The organism is Pseudomonas sp. MS15a(2019) (genome assembly GCF_013277805.1).
Classification (GTDB): domain Bacteria; phylum Pseudomonadota; class Gammaproteobacteria; order Pseudomonadales; family Pseudomonadaceae; genus Chryseomonas; species Chryseomonas benzopyrenica.
Genome location: NZ_VBTN01000003.1, coordinates 491,964 through 511,101, shown reverse-complemented (window position 1 = coordinate 511,101; position 19,138 = coordinate 491,964). Strand labels below are relative to the sequence as shown.

Below are 19,138 nucleotides of genomic sequence, written 5' to 3'. Positions count from 1 at the left end.
CGGGGTCGTCGGGCGGCCCAGGCTCAGGGGTGGCGCACGGTCAGTCGATCAGCGACCGGGCGAAGTCGCGATAGCTGTGCAGCGGGCGCCCGAGCATTTGCACCAGCCGCTCACGGTCCCCAGGTTGCGGAAGCATGCCGTCGCTGACATAGCGCTCGGCCATGAGTCTCATTTCGTAGGCCATCCAGGCCGGCATGAAGGTCGCCATGTTCTGCTCGAAGCCGCGCGGATCGTCACCGGCGTAGTGGATGGGGCGGCCCAGCAGTTCGCTCCAGATCGCCGCGGCGCCTGCGCCGGTGAGGCTGTCCGGGCCGACCAGGTTGATCGTTTCGCTGGGCAGCCTGCCTGGCGCCTGGTCGCGGCGGATGAGTTCGAGGGCTGCGACCTCGGCGATATCCCGGGCGTCGACCATGGCCACGCCCTTGCTGCCGATGGGCATGGGATAGATCCCATGCTGCAGGATGATGTCCTTGATCATGACCTCGTTGTCGATGAAGTAGGTGGGCCGCAGGACGGTGGCACTGAAACCCATGGCGTCCAGCATCCGCTCGCCGCCGAACTTCACGGCGAAGTGCGGCACGTTGACCGCGGTGTCAGCGCCAAAGACCGAGAGATAGACGATCCGCTCGACCCCGCTTTCCCGGGCGATGTTGAGGGTGATGAGCGCCTGGGTGAATTCGTCGCCGGTCACGGCGTTGAGCAGGAAGAGGGTGGAAACGCCAGCGAAGGCGCTGCGCAGTGAATCGAGATCCAGCAGGTCGCCCCGGATGACTTCCACCGCGGCGGGGAAAATGGCGTTGGCCGGATTGCGTGTCAGCACCCGGACCTTGGCCTGGCGCTGTACCAGTTGGTGGACGAGGTGGCGGCCTACGCGGCCGGTGGCGCCAGTGACGAGGATGGTCATGTCGGTAACTCCAGGTGGGTGAGGGGTAGAGCCACCTTAAGTCGTCCCACCTTAGGCCAATAGCCGCTAGGATAGGGACATACCGTTCCATTATTGAGACAGCTTGATGGACTTCAGCCTGCTGGCCGATTTTCAGCTCATCGCCACTCATGGCGGCATTGGCAAGGCCAGTCGTGCCAGTGGCCGACCCAAGGCCAGCCTGTCGCGGCGGCTGGCCGAATTGGAAGAGGCGCTGGGGATACGCCTGATCGAGCGCGGCGGGCGCAGCCTCGTCCTAACGCCTGCCGGTGCTGAATTGGCGGCCCGTACCCTGGGGCCGCTGCGCGAGATTCAGGAGGCGGTGGCCGCGGTGCAGGAGGGCGTGGCCGTACCCCGCGGGCGGCTGCGCATCGCGGCGCCGCTGCTGTTCTCCCAGGTGGCGCTGGGCCGGCTGAGTGCGGATTTCCGGCGGCAGTACCCCGAGATCCTCATCGAGGTGGTGGCCGAGGATCGCCTGGCCGATCTGGTGGAGGAACACTTCGACCTGGCCATTCGTATCAACCCCGCGCCCGACAGCACCCTGGTGGGTCGCTGCTTCGCCCGGGACCGCCGGGTGCTGGTCGCTGCGCCGGGCCTCGAAGGCCCTCTCGCGTCTGGCGCCGAACCTGCACCTCTGCCTGCGGTGGTCATGCCCGGCCAGCGCGAGGGCGAGGTCTGGACACTGACGGAGGATGGGGAGCGCTTCCTGCCCCAGCCGGTCTTGCAGCTGACTTCGCTGCTGACCATCCGCGAGGCGGTACTGGCCGGGGCGGGTGCGGCGCTATTACCGCTTTCGCTGGTGCAACGTCAGCTGGACGAAGGCGCGCTCAGGCGCTGGGGCACCCTCGCCGGTGAGACCGAACTCTGGGTGCTGCACACCTCGCGACGACTGCAGAGCCCCAAGGTGAAGGCCTTCGTCGACTTCCTCTGCGCACGGTATCCAGACGGCACCTTTCTGCTGGACTAGCGACTGACGAGGCCTGCCCCGTGGTCCACGGAACGACAGCCTGCGTATCACCCGCAGCCCTTTGTCCGGATAATGGCGGCCAATCTGTCTCCAAACCGGAATGCTGTGCATGGAAATCAAGGTCAATTTTCTCGACAACCTGAGGCTCGAGGCCAAGTTCGACGACTTCTCGGTGATCGCCGATCAGCCCATCCGCTACAAGGGTGACGGCTCCGCCCCGGGGCCCTTCGACTATTTCCTGGCGTCCTCGGCGCTCTGCGCGGCCTATTTCGTCAAGCTCTACTGCCAGACCCGCGACATCCCCACCGACAACATCCGCCTGGCGCAAAGCAACATCGTCGACCCGGAGAACCGCTACAAGCAGACGTTCAAGATCCAGGTCGAGCTGCCGGCGGATCTCTCCGACAAGGATCGCCAGGGCATCCTCAGATCCATCGACCGCTGCACGGTGAAGAAGGCGGTGCAGGCCGGCCCCGATTTCATCATCGAAGCGGTGGAGAGTTTGGACGCCGACGCCCAGGCCCTGCTGTTGCCCAGCGATACCGGCAGCGAGACCTACATTCCCGGCAAGGACCGACCGCTGGAAGAGACCATCGCCAAGCTCTCCGGCATCCTCGCTGACCTGGGCATGAAGGTGGAGATCGCCTCCTGGCGCAACATCGTGCCCAACGTCTGGTCGCTGCACCTGCGCGATGTGCAGTCGGCGCTGTGCTTCACCAACGGCAAGGGCGCGACCAAGGAAGCCGCCCTGGCCTCGGCGCTGGGCGAATTCATCGAGCGCCTCAACTGCAATTTCTTCTACAACGACCAGTACTGGGGCGAGGCCATCGGCAACGCGGCCTTCGTCCACCACCCCGACGAGCGCTGGTTCCAGCCCGGGCCCAAGGACGCGCTGCCCCGGGAGATCCTCGACCGCCATTGCCGCAAGCTCTACGACCCGGAAGGCGAATTGCGCGCCTCGCACCTGCACGACACCAACTCCGGCAACGTGGCGCGCGGCATCTGCGCGCTGCCCTTCGTGCGCCAGTCCGATGGCGAGGTGGTGTACTTCCCCTCGAACCTGATCGAGAACCTCTACCTCAGCAACGGCATGAGCGCCGGCAACACCCTGGCCGAAGCCCAGGTGCAGTGCCTGTCGGAAATCTTCGAGCGGGCGGTGAAGCGCGAGATCCTCGAAGGCGAACTGGCGTTGCCCGACGTGCCCGAGGCGGTGCTGGCGCGCTATCCCGCCATCGTCGAGGGCATCCGCGGCCTGGAGGCCCAGGGCTTTCCGGTGCTGGTCAAGGATGCCTCCCTGGGCGGCGAATTCCCGGTGATGTGCGTGACCCTGATGAACCCGCGCACCGGTGGGGTGTTCGCTTCCTTTGGCGCCCATCCGCGCCTGGAGATCGCCCTGGAGCGCAGCCTCACCGAGCTGTTGCAGGGCCGCAGCTTCGAAGGCCTCAACGACCTGCCGCAGCCGACCTTCGAGAGCCAGGCGCTGATGGAGCCGAACAACTTCGTCGAGCACTTCATCGACTCCAGTGGCCTGGTCTCCTGGCGCTTCTTCAGCGCCAGGGCCGACCATGATTTCGTCGACTGGGATTTCTCCAGCGAGGGCGAAGACGCCACCGCCCAGGAGGCCGCCACCCTGTTCGGCATCCTCGCCGAACGGGATCTGGAAGCCTACATGGCGGTGTACGAGGAGTTGGGCGCGCCGGCCTGCCGCATCCTGGTGCCCGGCTATTCGGAGATCTATCCGGTCGAGGACCTGATCTGGGACAACACCAACAAGGCGCTGGCGGTGCGCGAGGACATCCTCACCCTGCACCAGCTGGACGATGCGGCCCTGGAGTCCCTGCTCGAACGCCTGGACGATACCCAGGTGGACGACTACACCCGCATCGCCACCCTGATCGGCGTGGAGTTCGACGAGAACACCGTCTGGGGTCAGCTGACCGTGCTGGAGCTCAAGCTGCTCATCCATCTGGCGCTTCAGCAGTTCGAAGAGGCCAAGGAAGAGGTCGAGACCTTCCTGCAGTTCAACGACAACACCCTGGAGCGTGGCCTGTTCTACCAGGCGCTCAATGCGGTGCTGGAAGTCGAGCTGGACGACGAACTGGAACTGGCCGACTTCGAGGTCAACTTCCGCCGGATGTTCGGCAACGAGCGCCTGGACGCTGCCCTGGGCTCGGTCTCGGGCGAGGTACGCTTCCCTGGCCTGACGCCCACCAGCCTCAGGCTGGAAGGCCTCGACAAGCACCTGCGGCTGATCGACAGCTATCGCAAGCTGCACGCCGCCCGTGCCAGGGCGGCCGGTATCGCGCTCTGAGGGAGCGCCCCGCCCGGAGCCGGGCGGGGCCGTTCCGGCGGTCAGCAGACCGCGATATGGGAATCCGCGCGCGGCTCGGTGCCGCCGCAGAGCACGCCGGTCTGCGGATCGCGGACGATGATCTGGCCGCGACCGAAGTCGGTGGAATCGTGGGCGATCTCGATCTGGTGACCGCGCCGCGCCAGGCCACTGGCCAGGGCGCGCGAAGCCGCCTGTTCGATGCCGACCTTCATCTCCCCCAGCCACTGCCAGCGCGGGGCGTCCAGCGCCGCCTGGGGATTGAGGCCGAAGTCCACCAGGTTCATCACCATCTGCACATGCCCCTGGGGCTGCATGTAGCCACCCATGACGCCGAAGGGGCCGATGGGCACGTCACCCTTGCTCAGGAAGCCTGGGATGATGGTGTGGAAGGTCTGCTTGCCCGGCGCCAGGGCGTTGGAGTGCCCGGCATCCAGGCTGAATTCCGAACCGCGATTCTGCAGGCCGATGCCGCTGTCGGGCAGGACCACGCCGGAGCCGAAGCCGTGGTAGGCGCTCTGGATGAAGGACACCATGTTGCCCTCACCATCGGCGGTGGCGATGTAGACGGTGCCGCTGGCCTGGGGATCGCCATGCAGCGGCGGATGGGCCTGGTCGGTGATCTCGGCGCGGCGGCGGTCGGCGTAGGCGTCGTCCAGCAGGACGCTGGCGGCAACGCGCATGTGCTCGGGATCGGTGATGTAATGCAGGCCGTCGGCATAGGCCTTCTTCATGGCCTCCAGCTGACGATGCCAGGTGAGCTGGCTGTCGCGCTGGTCGAAGTCGTAACCCTTGAGGATGTTCAGGGTCATGAGGGCGATCAGGCCCTGGCCACTCGGCGGAATCTCCCACACCTGATAACCGCGGTAGTCGACCTTGATCGGCTCCACCCAGCGCGGCTGGTAGCCGGCCAGGTCCGCTGCGCTCAGCTGGCCGCCGCTGGCCGCGGCATGATCCGCCAGGCGCTTGGCGATGGCGCCCCGGTAGAAGCTCTCACAGCGGGTCTGTGCCAGTTCTTCCAGGGTGCGCGCCTGGGCCGGATTGCGGAACAGCTGGCCGGCAACCGGCGCCTGGCCGTCGATGAGGAAGGTGTCGAACCAGGCTTCCAGCTCGGGCGCCTGGTCCCGGCTGGCCTGGTACTCGGCCTGGGCGATGCGCCACTGGTGGGCGACCACCGGCGACACCGGGAAGCCGTCGCGGGCCAGGGCGATGGCGGGTTCGAACAGGGTGGCGAAGGGCAGCTTGCCGAAGCGGCGCGACAGCTCGGCCCAGGCCGCGGGGCAGCCCGGCACCGTGACCGGCAGCCAACCGTGCACCGGCATGCGCTCGTGGCCGGCGGCCTTGACCGTGGCGATGTCGAGGCTGGCCGGGGCATGGCCGCTGGCGTCCAGGCCGTGCAGCTGGTCCTTGACCCAGACCAGGGCGAAGGCATCGCCGCCAATGGCGTTGCCGGTAGGTTCCACCACGGTCAGGGCCGCGGCGGTGGCGATGGCCGCATCGATGGCGTTGCCACCCTGGCGCAGCATGGTGATGCCGGCTTCGGCGGCCAGCGGCTGGGAGGTGGCGACCATGCCATTGCGCGCGAAGACGCTCTGGCGTTGCGAGGCGTAGGGGTAGTCGTGGGCAGAGAAATTCAGCATGGCAGGCTCTTCGGGGTCATTGTCCGGTCTTGATGCGGGTCCACTCGCGGGTCATCAGCCGCTGGATCTGCGGCGGCAGATCGGCGGAGACGTAGAGGCGCTCGGCGATGGCCTCGCTCGGGTAGATGCCCGGGTTGTCGCGCACCTTGGCATCGAGCAGAGCGGTGGCGTCGCGGTTGGGGTTGGCGTAGCCGACATAGTCGCTGACCGGGGCGATCACCTCGGGGCGCAGCAGGTAGTCGATCAGCGCCAGGGCGCCCTTGGAGTTCTTGGCGTCCTTGGGGATGGCGAGCATGTCGAACCAGAGATTGGCACCTTCCCTGGGGATCACGTAGCGCACGTCGCTGGTCTTGCCGGCTTCCCTGGCGCGGCTCTGAGCCTGCATGACGTCGCCCGAATAGCCCATGGCCACGCAGACGTCGCCGTTGGCCAGGTCGGTGATGTACTTGCTGGAGCTGAAATAGGTCACCGACGGCTTGAGCTGCTGCAGCAGCGCGGAAGCCTTGCGGTAGTCCTCGGGCCTCTGGCTGTTGGGGTCCAGGCCCAGGTAGTGCAGGGTTTGGGCGAAGACCTTCTGCGGCGCATCGAGCAGGGCCACGCCGCAGCCCTTGAGTTTGGCCAGGTTCTCCGGCTTGAACAGCAGGTCCCAGGAATCCACTGGGGCGCCATCGCCCAGGGCGGCGCGCACCTTGGCGGCGTTGTAGCCGATGCCCACGGTGCCCCAGAGGTAGGGGACGGCGTAGCGATTGCCGGGATCGGCCGCTTCCAGGCGCTGCATGAGCCGTGGATCCAGATGCTGCCAGTTGGACAGCCGGCTGCGATCCAGTGGCTGGTAGGCGCCCGCCTTGATCTGCTTGGTGAGGAACTGGTTGGACGGCACCACCAGGTCATAGCCGGAGTGGCCGGACAGCAGCTTGGCTTCGAGCATCTCGTTGGTGTCGAAGACGTCGTAGCGCACCTGGACGCCGCTGGCCTCGGTGAACTGCTTGAGGGTGTTCGGACCTATGTAGTCCGACCAGTTGTAGAAACGCACCTCGGACTCGGCGGCCTGGGTCAGGGGCGTCAGGCAGAGGGCGAGGGCGGCCAGCAGGGGACGAACGGCCATGGAGGTCTCCGGTCTAGAGCACGCGGCTGAGGAATTCGCGGGTGCGCGGATGGGTGGGATTGCCGAACACCTGGGCCGGCGGGCCTTCCTCGATCAGTTCGCCCTGGTGCAGCACCACCACGCGATCGGCCACCTCGCGGGCGAAACCCATCTCGTGGGTCACTACCACCATGGTCATGCCGTCTTCGGCCAGCTCCTTCATCACCTGCAGCACCTCGCCCACGGTTTCCGGGTCGAGGGCGCTGGTGGGTTCGTCGAACAGCATGGCCTGGGGTTTCATCGCCAGGGCGCGGGCGATGGCGACACGCTGCTGCTGGCCGCCGGAGAGTTGCGCCGGATAGTGATCGGCCTTGTCGGACAGCCGCACCCGGGCGAGCAGGGCGCGGGCCTGCTCCACGGCGACGGCGCGCGCCACGCCCAGCACCTGGATCGGCGCTTCGATGATGTTTTCCAGCACCGTCATGTGCGGGAAGAGGTTGAACCTCTGGAACACCATGCCGATGTCGCGGCGGCGGCGGGCGATATTGCGCTCGGAGTCCCTGACTCTCGATCCGTCGGGACGCTCGCGAAAGCCCATCAGCTCGCCGTTGACGCGAATGGTGCCGCCCTGGATGTCTTCCAGGTGGTTGAGGCAGCGGATGAAGGTGGTCTTGCCCGAGCCGGAGGCGCCGATCAGCACCACCACCTCGCCACGGCGCACCTCCAGGGTCACGCCCTTGAGGATCTCCAGCTCGCCGAAGGCCTTGTGCACCTCCAGCGCCTGGATCACGGATTCTTGCGTGGTCGTCATGGCTAGCGTCCCCGTAGCTTGAAGCCCTGCAGGCTGAACAGCCGGCCGGTGGCGGTGGGCCGGTGACCGTCGGCCTTGCCGAAGCGCCGCTCCAGCCAGGCCTGGAAGAAGCCCCAGAGGGTGGTCAGGACCAGGAAGTAGATGGCCACCACCAGGTACAGCTCGAAGACGCGGAAGGTGGCCGAGGTGATCATCTGGGTGCTGAGCAGCAGCTCCTGCACCCCGATGACGCTGACCAGGGTGGTGTTCTTGAGCATCACGTTGAACTCGTTGCCGAGCGGCGGAATGATCACCCGCAGCGCCTGGGGCAGCACGATGCGGCGCATCAGCTTGGCCGGCGTCATGCCCAGGGAGCGCGCCGCCTCGTACTGGCCGCGATCCACCGCACCGATGCCGGCGCGGATGATCTCGGCCATGTAGGCGCCTTCGTTGAGGCCCAGGGCGATGATGGCCGCCTGGATGTTGCCCGGGATCACCAGGAAGCCCAGGTCCAGGTCCTCGAAGCGAAAGATGCCGCCGGCCGCCAGGGCCGTGTAGAGGAAGACGATCTGCACCAGCAGCGGCGTGCCGCGCATCAGCCACACATAGCCGCGCACCGGGTATTGCAGCGCCCGGTAGCGCGACAGTCGCGCCAGCGCCGCCAACAGGCCGAGCGCGCAGCCCAGCAGCATGGCGCCGATGGCGATGACGCAGGTCAGCCAGAGGCCGTAGAGGTAGACGTCGCTCGGGTGCAGCAGGTACTGCCAGAACACATCCCAGCTGAAGTTCATCGTGGCCTTCCCTTAATCGAGCTTGTCGCCTTCCAGGTGCCACTTGGCCATGAGGGTGGCGTAGCTACCATCGGCCTTCATGTCGGCGAGGATCTGGGTGAGGGCGCTGCTGAGCTGGCTGTCGTCCTTGCGCACGCCGATCCCGGTGAGGATGCGGGCGAAGGCCGGCACGCCGGTCTCGAACTGCCCGGGCGCCACGCCCTGGTAGTAGGCGGCGGTTTCCACGGTGGTGCCGTAGGCGTCGGTCTGGCCCAGGCGCAGGGCCTGGAAGGCGTCGGTGTCGCTGTTGTAGGCCACCAGCTTCATGGGCGCCTTGCCGGCCTTCTTCAGCTCTTCGTTGTGGGCGTCGAGCAGGGTGCGGATGGTGGAGCCATTGAGCACCGCCACCTTCTTGCCGGCGAGGTCGTCCAGGGTGTGGATGCCGGCCTTGTTGCCCGCCGGCACCACCACCGCCTGGCTGGAGTACATGTAGTTGACGATGTCGATCACCTGGCGCCGCTCGGGCTTGTCGAACAGCTGGTCGATGAGCAGATCGCACTGGCCGGCCAGCAGCGCCGGGATCAGGCCGGAGAAGGGCACCACGCGCCAGTCGACCTTCTTGTCGCCGAGCCGCTTGGCGATCTCGGCGCCGAGGTCGACGGTGAGGCCCTTGGGCTTCTGGGCTTCGTCGAAGAAGCCGATCGGCGGGGTATCGAGAGCGCCGCAATAGGTGATCTTGGACGCCTTGGCCAGGCGCTCGGGGATCTGCGGGGCGGCCTGGGTGAAGCCGGCGACGAGGGTCAGGGCGAGCAGACTGCAAGAAAGCCGGTGGCGGGTCATGGTCTTCTCCGGAAGGACGGGGGTGGGCAGGGCGGATGGCTCAACGCGGGGGCTCAGGTCGGGTCTGGTCGCCCGATCGTTCGATGAAGGTCAGCAGGTCGGGCACCGTGCCCTCGATGTGCTCGCGCAACACCCGCTCGGCTTCGGCGGCATCGCCGGCGCGCAGGGCGGCGAGGATGGGCGCGTGCTCGTCGCGGGCCGACTGGGGGCGATCGACGTGCAGCCAGAGCTGCATGTGCGGCTCGATCAGGGCATAGAGGCCATTGATCTGGCGCAGCAGCCGCGGCCGACCGGCCAGGCTGCACAGGTATTCGTGGAAGGCGCGGTGCTGGGCGACCCAGGCGCCGGGCTCCTGCTCGTCGTCCAGGTCTTCCAGCAGGCGTTCCAGGCGCGTCATCTCGCGAGGGCCGACATGGGGCGTGGCCAGACGGATGGCCAGGCCTTCGAGGGCGCTGCGCATCTCGAACACCTCGCGCATGTCCTCCAGATCCAGACCGCTGACCACCGCGCCGCGATGCGGCCGGAGGATCACCAGGCCTTCGGCGGCGAGGCGCTGGAAGGCGCTGCGCACCGGCATGCGGCTCATGCCCAGGGTGGTGGCGATGTCCTCGGCGATCAGCCGCTCGCCATTGCGATAGTGACCGGCGCAGATGGCCTGCAGCAGATGGCGATAGGCCTCTTCTTCGGCGCTCAGGGCAGTGGAGCGGGACAGGGCGGAGAGCGGCATGAACTGGCTTCCTGGATTTTTGTATCCAATCTGCCAAGGCAAGGCTCATGCCAGTGAGCCTAGTGCTTGCCAGCGCTGGGCCGCAGGTCAGCGCCGTCAGGCGTTGGCGTTACCTTTTGCACCACCCTGGGTCGCAGCAGTGGCCGCTCTGCTACCTCAGGACCCGAAACGGGGCGGTGTCAGTCCAGCAACTGGCCGTCGGCGGCGAAGAAGGGGTAGGGCCCGGGATAGTTGCCCAGCGGCAGATGGTGGGTCACCAGGGCCGCGTCCGCCCAGCGATGCAGCAGCAGGCCCGGCGGCTCCAGGCGGAAGCGCGACGGCGCCGCCTCGCGCAGGTCCAGGTCGACCTGGTGCGACACGCCGGGGCAGACGCAGGCCAGGGTGCCGCCAAAGCGGCGCTGGATCAGCCGGTGCAGATGCCCGCAAAGCAGCCGCTCCACCTGGGGATGACGGCGGATGACGGCTTCCAGCTCGGCGCCGCCGTCCAGGCCGATGCGATCCATATGACCGATGCCGACCGGGAAGGGCGGGTGATGCAGGAGCACCAGGGTCGGCTGCGCGGGCGCCTGGCTGAGCTGGTCGTCGAGCCAGGCCAGCTGAGACGCATCGAGACGACCGCCGTGCTCGCCGGGAATATGGGTATCCAGGCCGATCAGCCGCAGCGGGCCGCAATCCTGCTGCCAGTCCAAGGTGCCCTGGGTCGGTAGATAATGGTGGTCGGCGAAGGCGGCGCGCAGGGCGGCGCGGTCGTCGTGGTTGCCGGGGATGACGAAGAAGGGCATGACCAGTTCGGTCAGCACTTCACGCAGGGTGGCGTATTCCTCGGGAGTGCCGAAATCCACTAGGTCGCCGGTGATGACCAGGGCATCCGGGCGCGGCTGCAGGGCGTTGAGGCGGTCCACCGCCAGGCGCAGGGCGCCGAGGGTATCGACCACCCCGTAGGAAAGCCGGCCGCCGGCCTTGATGTGCAGGTCGCTGAGCTGGGCCAGCAGGAAGGGCGCGGACATGAGGATCTCCTAGGAAGCCAGGGTGAAGAGCGCGTCGGGGCGCACGCTCAGGTGCAGAAGGTCGCCCGGTTGCGCCTGCAGGGGCTGGGCGGTGTCCACCAGCAGCGGCTGGCCGGTGCCCACCTCCACCAGCAATCGCGAATGGGCGCCCTGGAAGAACCGGCCGACCAGGATGCCGGTGAGGTGCGCGGGCGTCGCGCTCGGCTCCAGGTGTTCTGGGCGGCAGAACAGGGTGCTGGCCTGGCCGTTCCAGGGCAGCCGTCCGCCGGCGACTGCCACCTCGGCGCCGCTGTGGCCGCGCACCTCGAAGCGGTTGAGCTGGCCGACGAAACCGGCGACGAAGCGACTGGCCGGCCGCTGGTAGATCTGGGTAGGGGTGCCGATCTGGGCGATGCGGCCTTCGCCCATCACCACGATGCGATCGCCTAGTGCCAGGGCTTCCTGCTGGTCGTGGGTGACATAGACCGCGGTGGTGCCGAGTTCGCGCAACAGGGCGCCGATGTCGGCCCGCAACTGCTCGCGCAACTGGGCGTCCAGGGCTGCCAGGGGTTCGTCGAACAGGAGCACCCGCGGCCGTGGCGCCAGGGCACGGGCCAGGGCCACGCGCTGGCGCTGGCCGCCGGACAGCTGCTGGATGCGCCGGTCGGCCAGGGCCTCCAGCTGCATCATGGCCAGCAATTCGGCGACCCGGGCATCGCGCTCGGAGCGCGTCAGGCCACGGATTTTCAGGCCGTAGGCGATGTTGCCGGCCACGTCCAGGTTGGGGAACAGGGCGTAGTTCTGGAACACCATGCCGACGTCGCGCCGCTCGATGGGCAGGCCGGTGACGTCACGGTCGTCGAACAGCACCTGGCCGCCGGCATCGGGCTGCTCCAGGCCGGCGATCAGGCGCAGGGTGGTGGTCTTGCCACAGCCGGACGGACCAAGGAACACCAGGGTCTCGCCCGGGTGGATGTCGAGGTCCAGGGGCTGCAGCACCTGGCGGCCTCCGGCAAAGGTCTTGGCGCAGTGGCGCAGGCGAACGGCGGTACCTTGGGTCATCGCAGGGCTCCACGGGAGAGACGGGCGCTGAGGGCCTGGAGGGCGACCAGCAGCGGCACGATCAGCAAGAGGAAGATCAGGGTGTAGGCGGAGCCCACCTCCAGCCGCGCCGAGGCGTAGCTGTTGGCCAGACCCACCGGCAAGGTCTTGGTCAGGGGCGTGTGCAGCATCCAGGTGAGGTTGAATTCCCCCAGCGAGAGGGTGATCACCATGAGGCTGCCGGCGAGGATGCCGGCGCGGGCATTGGGCACCACCACACCGAAGAAACGCCGCCAGGGACCGGCGCCCAGGCTCGCCGCCGCTTCTTCCAATTGCGGCAGCTGGCTGCGCCTGAGCACGGCCATCACCGGGCGGATCAGGAAGGGCAGAGTGAACAGCAGGTGGCCCACCAGGATGATCGCCGGGCTGCGACGAAAGCCGCCAAGGTGCCCGTAGGTCAGCAGCAGCGCCAGGGCCGAGGCGAAGCCGGGCATGGCCACCGGCAACACCAGCAATTCCTCGAAGGCGCGGGCGAATCTGTTGTCCAGCCGGACCAGGGCATAGGCCGCCGGGACGCCGAGCAGTACGGCCAGGGCTGCCGTGCCCAGCGCCAGTTGCAGCGACAGCCAGACGGTGGGGGCATAGGCTTGCCAAACCTGGATCACCCAGTCGAGGGTGAGGCCGCTGGCGAGGCCCTGGAAGTAGTTGCGAGTGAGGCCGGCCAACACCGAGAGCAGCAACGGCACCAGCAGGAAGGCCGCCACCAGCAGGGTGAACAGCAGTTGCAGCCAGAAACGCAGGGGGCGATTCATCGCAGGTCTCCCTGGACACCGCCGAGGCGCCGGGCCAGCAGCAGGACCAGCCAGGTGACGAGGCCGAGCACCACCGAGAGCGCTGCCGCCACGCCGAAGTTGGCGAAGTTGGTGAAGGTGTCGTAGATGGCGATGGGCGTCACCGAGAGCCGTGTGCCGAGGGTGAAGGCGGTGCCGAAGGCGCCCATGGCGGTGGCGAAGCACAGCGCGCCGCTGGACAGCAGCGCCGGGGTCAATCCGGGGATCAGCACATCACGCACCACGGCGAAGAGCCCGGCGCCCAGGGAGCGGGCGGCTTCTTCCAGACTGGTGTCGAGGGTTTCGCAGGCTGCCATCACCGTGAGGATCACCCGCGGTATGGAGAAATAGAGATAGCCGAGAAACAGCCCGAACAGCGAATAGGCGAACACCCAGGGCTCACCGAAGAGACTGCGGCCGAGGCCGGCGAACAGGCCCTGGCGGCCACCCAGCAGGATGATCAAAAAGCCCACTACGACGCCCGGAAAGGCCAGCGGAAAGGTCAGCAGGGCCACCAGCAGGCTGCGTCCGACGAAGGCATGGCGCGCCAGGAAGCAACCGGCGATGCCTGCCACCAGCAGGGTGGCCAGGGTGGTGACGGCGGCCAGGGCCACCGTCTGGGCGAGTCCGGACAGATAGCCGGCGCTGGTCAGCACCTGCCAGTAGCCGGAGCTGCCAGCGGCGTCCGGGCGGGCGCCGAGCACCAGCAGGTGGGTCAATGGCAACAACCAGAAGGCCAGCAGGAAGGCGCTCGCCGGTGCCAGGGCGACGAGCACCGGCCAGGGCAGCCGGCGCGGCACCCGGCGGCGCCCGAGGGAAACGGCGAGGCCCTGCATCTCAGCGCACCTCGGCCTGGTAACGTTTGGCGAAGGCTTCCTGGACCGCCGCCATGTGGCCGTAGTCGACGGTGCCGGCGCGGGCATAGTCGGCGGCGGGCAGGAAGCGCGCCTTGACCTCGTCCGGCAGCGGCACGTCCCGCACCGGGCGCAGATAGGCTTGGGCCCAGAGCGCCTGGCCCTTGTCCGACAGCACATAGTCCAGCACCTTCTCGCCGTTGGCGCGGTGCGGCGCGCCCTTCACCAGGCTCATGGTGTAGGGCACGGTCAGGCTGCCTTCCTGGGGAATGACGAAGGCCACCGGCGCCTGGTCCTTGTAGCGGGCGCGATAGGCGTTGAAGTCGTAGTCCACCAGAATCGGGATCTCGCCGGAGAGCAGGCGGGCATAGGCGGTCTGCTTGGGCACGATGGGATCGTTGGCGGCCAGTTTCTTGAAGAAGGCCATGGCCGGACCGAAGTCGTCTAGGTTGCCGCCCAGGGCCTGGTTGAGCGCTACCGCGGTGACGTAGCCGACGAAGGCGCTGGAGGGGTCCAGGTAGCCCACCAGGCCGCGGTACTCGGGCTTGAGCAGGTCGGCCCAGCGCTGCGGCACCGGCTTGCCGCCCAGGGCCTGGGTGTTGACCATGAAGCCGAGGGTGCCGGAATGGATGGCGGTCCACTGGCCCTTGGGGTCCTTGAGGCCGGCGGGAACCTGGTCCCAGTGCTTGGGCCGATAGGGCTGCAGCACCCCTGCCTTGTCGGCCTGGATGCCAAAGGTCACCCCGTAGTAGACGACGTCGGCCACCGGGGCTTCGCGTTCGGCCACCAGCTGGGCCAGCGACTGGCCGGAATTCTTGTTGTCCTGGGGCACCTGGATGCCGGTATCGGCGGCGATGGCCTTGAGCTGGGCACCCCAGTCGGCCCACTCCAGCGGGCAGTTGTAGCAGATGGCGGTTTCGGCGGCCTGAGCGCTGGCCAGGCCACAGGCCAGGGCGACGCCGGCCAGGAGACGACGCAAGGGGAAGGGTGATTTCATCGGTAGGGCTCCTTCAAGGGGCCGGCACTGGTGCCGGGACGGACGAGGCAGGGCAGACACTGCTGGTGGGTGGCACTGCCGGCGATCAGCGCCAGCAATTCGGTGACGAGCACGGCGCCCAGGCTCTGCAAGGGCTGCATGACGCTGCACAGGCTGGGTTCGAGGCGGGCGCCCATGGCGATGCCATCGAAACCCACTACCGAGAGTTGATCGGGCACGGGCACCCCGTGGCGCTGCAGTTCGGCGATGACGCTGATGGCCAGCAGGTCGTTGGTGCAGAGCAGGGCGGTAGGGGCGTGACGCTCCAGCAGCGGCGCCAGCTCCGCCCAGTCGGCGTCGGTGTGGCTGGCCAGCTCCAGGCGCGGCAGCGTCGGCAGGCCGGCGGCGGCCATTGCCTGGCAATAGCCGGCGAAGCGGCGCTCGCTGCGATCCGACTGCAGCGCCGGTCCCGAGACCAGGGCGATGCGGCGGTGCCCCAGGCCGAGCAGGTGCTCGGTGGCCATGGCCATGCCCTGGCGGTTGTCCACCGCCACCGCCGCATAGGGGCGCTGGGGTTCGTGATAGGCGAGAATGAAGGGCGTCCGCTCCTGGCTCAGCTCGGCCAGCACCTCGCTACGGTCGGCATCGGCCACCGTCAGTACCAGGCCGGCGACGCGCTGGCGCAGTAGCTCCTCCACCACCGCCGCTTCGCGCTCGGGCTGGTAGTCGGTGGTGGCGATCACCAGGGAATACCCCTGGCTGCGCGCGGTGCGTTCCATGGCCTGCAACTGCTCGGCGAACACCGGGTTGAGCAGGCTGGGCACCACCACGCCGATCAGCCGGGTGCTCTGCTGACGCAGCTGGCGACCCAGCAGATTGGGACGGAAATTGAGACTGCGCGCGGCGTCCAGCACCCGCTGCCGGGTGCTCTCGCGCACCTGCTCGGGGTTGGCGAAGGCGCGTGCCGCGGTGGCCCGGGAGACCCCCGCCTGTTGCGCCACCTGTTTCAGATCGGTCATGCCGGCCTCGTTTGAGATCGATCTCATTGGCGGCAGACAATGCCGGCGGCAGATGTCGGGACGATGACAGCGAGATGAAGCTTCTGCTCTGGCGCCGGGCGCCGATAGGTCCTCCGGCGCGCAGGGCAGCAGGCGAGGGCGGGATATACCTTGGTATAGCCAAACGTCCTTCGTTTCGATGGCTGGGACGGGGTGGCGCGCCTAGATTAGCCCGGTGTCCAGACCCTGCGCGGCAGGGTCGGCCGCTCTCCCAAGGCCCCCTTCAAAGAGGTACGCCATGAAGACCCTTCCTGGCCTCTACACCCCCGCCGTGGCGCCGCGCTCGCTGCGACAGCGTCCCACCTCCCTGTGGGCCGATGCCCTTTGCCTCGCCCTCGGGCTGATCACCTTGGCGCTGATCTGGCATGGCGTCGCCGAGATGCGCGCGCCCCTGGCCGTGCTCGACGCCGATCCCATGACCCTGGACCTGGCGCGGCTGCCCGAGTACGCCCTGCGCACCACCCTGCGCATGTTCATCGCCCTGAGCGCCTCGCTGCTGTTCACCTTCGTCTTCGCCACCCTGGCGGCCAAGAGTCGCAAGGCGGAGCTGCTGATCCTGCCGGCCATCGACATCCTGCAGTCGGTGCCCATCCTCGGCTTCCTGACCTTTACCGTCAGCTTCTTCCTGGGCCTGTTCCCGGGGCGGCAACTGGGCGCCGAGTGCGCGGCCATCTTCGCCATCTTCACCAGCCAGGCCTGGAACATGGCGTTCGGCTTCTATCAGTCGCTGCGCACCGTGCCCGAGGACCTGCAGCAGGTGAGTCGCCAATTCGGGCTGTCACCCTGGCGGCGGTTCTTTCGCCTGGAGCTGCCGTTCGCCATCCCCGGTCTGGTATGGAACACCATGATGTCCATGTCCGGCGGCTGGTTCTTCGTGGTGGCCTCGGAAGCCATCACCGTGGGCGACAACACCATCAACCTTCCCGGCATAGGCTCCTGGCTGGCACTGGCCATCGCCCGGCAGGACATCGCCGCCATCGGCTGGGCGGTGCTGGCCATGGGGCTGGTGATCCTGGTCTACGACCAGCTGTTCTTCCGCCCGGTGGTGGCCTGGGCCGATCGCTTCCGCGTCGAGCAGACCGCCAGCCAGCAGGTGCCGCGCTCCTGGGTCTACGACCTGGTCCGCCGCGCGCGCCTGGGCCGCATGCTGGGTGGCTTCGGCAGTTTCTGCACCCAGCTCGCCACCCCGCGGATCCGCCGCGCCTGGCCGCACTGGCACCTGGCGCCGCAAAGCCGCGCCTGGCTGCAACGCGGGCTGGACGTGCTCTGGTACTGCGCGCTGCTGCTGGTGCTGCCCTATGGCGTCTATGCGCTGTATCGCTTCATCGCCGCCGACGTCTACTGGGTGGAAGCGGTCTCGGTGCTCGGCCTGGGTCTGCTGACCATGGCCCGGGTGCTGCTGCTGATCGCCGTCGCCAGCCTGATCTGGGTGCCCATCGGCGTCTGGATCGGCCTGCGCCCGGGCTGGTCGCAACGCTTGCAGGCAGTGGCCCAGTTCCTCGCCGCCTTCCCAGCCAACGTGCTGTTCCCGGTGGCGGTGGTGGGCATCGTCAGCTTCCACCTCAATCCGGACATCTGGCTGTCGCCGCTGATGGTGCTGGGCACCCAGTGGTACATCCTGTTCAACGTCATCGCCGGCGCCAGCGTGCTGCCCAACGACCTGCGCGAAGCGGCCCGGCTGTTCGGCCTCAGGCGCTGGCAGTGGTGGCGGCAGCTGGCCCTGCCGGCGATCTTTCCCTACTACGTCACCGGCGCCCTGACCGCCGCGGGTGGCTCCTGGAACGCCAGCATCGTCGCCGAGGTGGTGAGCTGGGGCAATGAACGCCTGCAGGCCCATGGCCTGGGCGCCTACATCGCGCAGATGACCACCGCCGGTGACTTCCCCCGGGTCGCCCTGGGCATCGTGGTGATGTCGATCTTCGTCCTTGGTTTCAACCGGCTGCTCTGGCGGCCCCTGTATGCCTACGCCGAACGGCGCCTGCGGCTCGATTGAGAGGAGACCTGCCATGAACCTGCCTACCTTGAACCCGCGTCCCCTCATCGACGTGCAGAACGTCCGCCAGCTGTACGGCAACGCCGGTGGCCCGGCCCGGGTCGTGCTGGACGAAGTGTCCCTGACCTTGCACGAAAACGAGATCGTCGGCCTGCTGGGTCGCTCCGGCTCGGGCAAGTCGACCCTGCTCAGATCCATCGCCGGGCTGCTCACCCCCAGCGGCGGCACCGTCGCTTTCCCACCCAAGGACGACGGCCAGCGCGCCCGGGTCAGCATGGTATTCCAGAGCTTCGCGCTGTTTCCCTGGCTGACCGTGCTGCAGAACGTCGAGATCGGCCTGGAGGCGCTGCACGTGCCGCTGGACGAGCGCCGTCGCCGCGCCCTGGCCGCCATCGACCTGATCGGCCTGGACGGCTTCGAGAGCGCCTATCCCAAGGAGCTCTCCGGCGGCATGCGCCAGCGCGTCGGCCTGGCCCGTGCCCTGGTAGTGCACCCGGACGTGCTGCTGATGGACGAACCCTTCTCGGCGCTGGACGTGCTCACCGCCGAGACCCTGCGCACCGACCTGCTCGACCTCTGGGTCGAAGGCCGTATGCCGATCCGCTCGATCCTCATGGTCACCCACAACATCGCCGAGGCGGTGCTGCTCTGCGATCGGGTGCTGATTTTCTCCAGCAATCCCGGGCGCGTCGCCAGCGAGATCCGCATCGACCTGCCGCAGCCGCGCAACCGCCACGATCCGGCCTTCCGCGAACTGGTGGAGGAAATCTATGTGCGCATGACCGGCGAGACCACGCCGACACCCCACGAAGGGGGTGTTCCCGGCAACGGCCTGGGGATGCGGCTGTCGACCGTCTCTACCAATGCCCTGGCCGGGATGCTGGAGGCGGTCCAGGCCGCGCCCTATGACGGTCGCGCCGACCTGCCGGAACTGGCCGGCGGGCTGGGTTATGCACTGGACGAGCTCTTTCCCCTGGCCGAGGTGCTGCAACTGCTGCGCCTCGCGGTCCTCGAAGGTGGCGATCTGCGCCTGCTGCCGGCCGGCCGCGCCTATGTCGAGGCGGGGGTGGACGTGCGCAAGCAGCTGTTCGCCCGCCAGTTGCTCAACTTCGTGCCCCTGGTGGCCCATATCCGCCGGGTGCTGGACGATCGCCAGGGCCACACGGCGCCGGCGCGGCGTTTCCGTGACGAGCTGGAGGACTTCATGGACGAAGCCGACGCCGCCCGCACCCTCGGCAGCGTCATCCAGTGGGGGCGCTATGGTGAGCTCTTCGCCTATGATCAGGCGGCCGATATGTTCAGCCTGGAAAATCCGGGCTAGGCACGCCTTC

The 19,138-nt window shown here is 67.9% G+C and carries 17 protein-coding genes; 4 read left to right on the top strand and 13 right to left on the bottom strand.

Annotated features, from left to right (window positions below):
- Window positions 1-40: 40 nt before the first annotated feature.
- Window positions 41-904 (bottom strand): NmrA family NAD(P)-binding protein, encoded by an 864-nt coding sequence (locus FEZ61_RS05910; protein WP_173147733.1) that lies wholly within the window; start codon window positions 902-904, stop codon window positions 41-43.
- Window positions 905-1,010: 106 nt separating this feature from the next.
- On the opposite strand from FEZ61_RS05910, the gene FEZ61_RS05905 reads away from it, so the two are divergent.
- On the top strand, window positions 1,011-1,889 hold the full coding sequence (locus FEZ61_RS05905; protein ID WP_093251801.1) for a LysR family transcriptional regulator: 879 nt from the start codon (window positions 1,011-1,013) through the stop codon (window positions 1,887-1,889).
- 109 nt (window positions 1,890-1,998) lie between these two features.
- A complete protein-coding gene (locus tag FEZ61_RS05900) occupies window positions 1,999-4,200 on the top strand; it encodes an OsmC domain/YcaO domain-containing protein (protein WP_173147730.1) in 2,202 nt (733 codons plus the stop codon).
- A 41-nt stretch (window positions 4,201-4,241) separates the two neighbouring features.
- Here the strand turns inward: FEZ61_RS05900 and FEZ61_RS05895 are convergent, their stop codons facing one another.
- The 12 genes from FEZ61_RS05895 to FEZ61_RS05840 form a co-directional block, all read right to left on the bottom strand.
- Window positions 4,242-5,858, bottom strand: a complete 1,617-nt coding sequence (locus FEZ61_RS05895; protein WP_173147729.1) for a gamma-glutamyltransferase family protein — start codon at window positions 5,856-5,858, stop codon at window positions 4,242-4,244.
- A gap of 16 nt (window positions 5,859-5,874) precedes the next feature.
- Entirely contained in the window at window positions 5,875-6,963 is a 1,089-nt protein-coding gene (locus FEZ61_RS05890; protein ID WP_173147727.1) for a polyamine ABC transporter substrate-binding protein, read from the bottom strand.
- Window positions 6,964-6,976: 13 nt separating this feature from the next.
- Window positions 6,977-7,753 (bottom strand): amino acid ABC transporter ATP-binding protein, encoded by a 777-nt coding sequence (locus FEZ61_RS05885; protein WP_173147725.1) that lies wholly within the window; start codon window positions 7,751-7,753, stop codon window positions 6,977-6,979.
- A gap of 2 nt (window positions 7,754-7,755) precedes the next feature.
- Entirely contained in the window at window positions 7,756-8,523 is a 768-nt protein-coding gene (locus FEZ61_RS05880; RefSeq protein WP_173147723.1) for an amino acid ABC transporter permease, read from the bottom strand.
- 12 nt (window positions 8,524-8,535) lie between these two features.
- A complete protein-coding gene (locus FEZ61_RS05875; protein WP_017641252.1) occupies window positions 8,536-9,342 on the bottom strand; it encodes an ABC transporter substrate-binding protein in 807 nt (268 codons plus the stop codon).
- 40 nt (window positions 9,343-9,382) lie between these two features.
- Window positions 9,383-10,069, bottom strand: coding sequence for a GntR family transcriptional regulator (locus FEZ61_RS05870; RefSeq protein ID WP_017641251.1), 687 nt, complete (start codon window positions 10,067-10,069; stop codon window positions 9,383-9,385).
- 179 nt (window positions 10,070-10,248) lie between these two features.
- Entirely contained in the window at window positions 10,249-11,076 is an 828-nt protein-coding gene (locus tag FEZ61_RS05865; RefSeq protein ID WP_173147721.1) for a phosphodiesterase, read from the bottom strand.
- Between the two features lie 9 nt (window positions 11,077-11,085).
- The gene (locus FEZ61_RS05860; protein WP_173147718.1) at window positions 11,086-12,117 is read right to left on the bottom strand and encodes an ABC transporter ATP-binding protein; all 1,032 of its coding nucleotides are present in this window, start codon (window positions 12,115-12,117) and stop codon (window positions 11,086-11,088) included.
- Entirely contained in the window at window positions 12,114-12,908 is a 795-nt protein-coding gene (locus FEZ61_RS05855; RefSeq protein ID WP_173147716.1) for an ABC transporter permease subunit, read from the bottom strand. The genes FEZ61_RS05860 and FEZ61_RS05855 overlap by 4 nt, the downstream gene beginning before the upstream one ends.
- Window positions 12,905-13,762: an ABC transporter permease gene (locus FEZ61_RS05850; RefSeq protein WP_173147714.1), complete on the bottom strand. Its 858-nt coding sequence runs from the start codon at window positions 13,760-13,762 to the stop codon at window positions 12,905-12,907. The genes FEZ61_RS05855 and FEZ61_RS05850 overlap by 4 nt, the downstream gene beginning before the upstream one ends.
- A gap of 1 nt (window position 13,763) precedes the next feature.
- Window positions 13,764-14,777 carry an ABC transporter substrate-binding protein gene (locus FEZ61_RS05845; protein WP_173147712.1) on the bottom strand — a complete coding sequence of 338 codons (1,014 nt, stop codon included), beginning with the start codon at window positions 14,775-14,777 and terminating at the stop codon, window positions 13,764-13,766.
- The gene (locus tag FEZ61_RS05840) at window positions 14,774-15,775 is read right to left on the bottom strand and encodes a LacI family DNA-binding transcriptional regulator (protein ID WP_173147709.1); all 1,002 of its coding nucleotides are present in this window, start codon (window positions 15,773-15,775) and stop codon (window positions 14,774-14,776) included. The genes FEZ61_RS05845 and FEZ61_RS05840 overlap by 4 nt, the downstream gene beginning before the upstream one ends.
- 277 nt (window positions 15,776-16,052) lie before the next feature.
- On the opposite strand from FEZ61_RS05840, the gene FEZ61_RS05835 reads away from it, so the two are divergent.
- Window positions 16,053-17,807 (top strand): ABC transporter permease subunit, encoded by a 1,755-nt coding sequence (locus FEZ61_RS05835; protein ID WP_173147707.1) that lies wholly within the window; start codon window positions 16,053-16,055, stop codon window positions 17,805-17,807.
- Window positions 17,808-17,820: 13 nt separating this feature from the next.
- Window positions 17,821-19,128: a nitrate/sulfonate/bicarbonate ABC transporter ATP-binding protein gene (locus FEZ61_RS05830; protein ID WP_173147705.1), complete on the top strand. Its 1,308-nt coding sequence runs from the start codon at window positions 17,821-17,823 to the stop codon at window positions 19,126-19,128.
- Window positions 19,129-19,138: the final 10 nt, after the last annotated feature.

What these genes read in the sequence shown, in the direction of transcription:
- FEZ61_RS05875 (WP_017641252.1), bottom strand. Translation starts at nt 9,342, where the DNA reads ATGACCCGCCACCGGCTTTCTTGCAGTCTGCTCGCCCTGACCCTCGTC.
- FEZ61_RS05850 (WP_173147714.1), bottom strand. Translation starts at nt 13,762, where the DNA reads ATGCAGGGCCTCGCCGTTTCCCTCGGGCGCCGCCGGGTGCCGCGCCGG.
- FEZ61_RS05880 (WP_173147723.1), bottom strand. Translation starts at nt 8,523, where the DNA reads ATGAACTTCAGCTGGGATGTGTTCTGGCAGTACCTGCTGCACCCGAGC.
- FEZ61_RS05890 (WP_173147727.1), bottom strand. Translation starts at nt 6,963, where the DNA reads ATGGCCGTTCGTCCCCTGCTGGCCGCCCTCGCCCTCTGCCTGACGCCC.
- FEZ61_RS05870 (WP_017641251.1), bottom strand. Translation starts at nt 10,069, where the DNA reads ATGCCGCTCTCCGCCCTGTCCCGCTCCACTGCCCTGAGCGCCGAAGAA.
- FEZ61_RS05860 (WP_173147718.1), bottom strand. Translation starts at nt 12,117, where the DNA reads ATGACCCAAGGTACCGCCGTTCGCCTGCGCCACTGCGCCAAGACCTTT.
- FEZ61_RS05895 (WP_173147729.1), bottom strand. Translation starts at nt 5,858, where the DNA reads ATGCTGAATTTCTCTGCCCACGACTACCCCTACGCCTCGCAACGCCAG.
- FEZ61_RS05885 (WP_173147725.1), bottom strand. Translation starts at nt 7,753, where the DNA reads ATGACGACCACGCAAGAATCCGTGATCCAGGCGCTGGAGGTGCACAAG.
- FEZ61_RS05900 (WP_173147730.1), top strand. Translation starts at nt 1,999, where the DNA reads ATGGAAATCAAGGTCAATTTTCTCGACAACCTGAGGCTCGAGGCCAAG.
- FEZ61_RS05910 (WP_173147733.1), bottom strand. Translation starts at nt 904, where the DNA reads ATGACCATCCTCGTCACTGGCGCCACCGGCCGCGTAGGCCGCCACCTC.
- FEZ61_RS05840 (WP_173147709.1), bottom strand. Translation starts at nt 15,775, where the DNA reads ATGACCGATCTGAAACAGGTGGCGCAACAGGCGGGGGTCTCCCGGGCC.
- FEZ61_RS05835 (WP_173147707.1), top strand. Translation starts at nt 16,053, where the DNA reads ATGAAGACCCTTCCTGGCCTCTACACCCCCGCCGTGGCGCCGCGCTCG.
- FEZ61_RS05830 (WP_173147705.1), top strand. Translation starts at nt 17,821, where the DNA reads ATGAACCTGCCTACCTTGAACCCGCGTCCCCTCATCGACGTGCAGAAC.
- FEZ61_RS05845 (WP_173147712.1), bottom strand. Translation starts at nt 14,777, where the DNA reads ATGAAATCACCCTTCCCCTTGCGTCGTCTCCTGGCCGGCGTCGCCCTG.
- FEZ61_RS05905 (WP_093251801.1), top strand. Translation starts at nt 1,011, where the DNA reads ATGGACTTCAGCCTGCTGGCCGATTTTCAGCTCATCGCCACTCATGGC.
- FEZ61_RS05865 (WP_173147721.1), bottom strand. Translation starts at nt 11,076, where the DNA reads ATGTCCGCGCCCTTCCTGCTGGCCCAGCTCAGCGACCTGCACATCAAG.
- FEZ61_RS05855 (WP_173147716.1), bottom strand. Translation starts at nt 12,908, where the DNA reads ATGAATCGCCCCCTGCGTTTCTGGCTGCAACTGCTGTTCACCCTGCTG.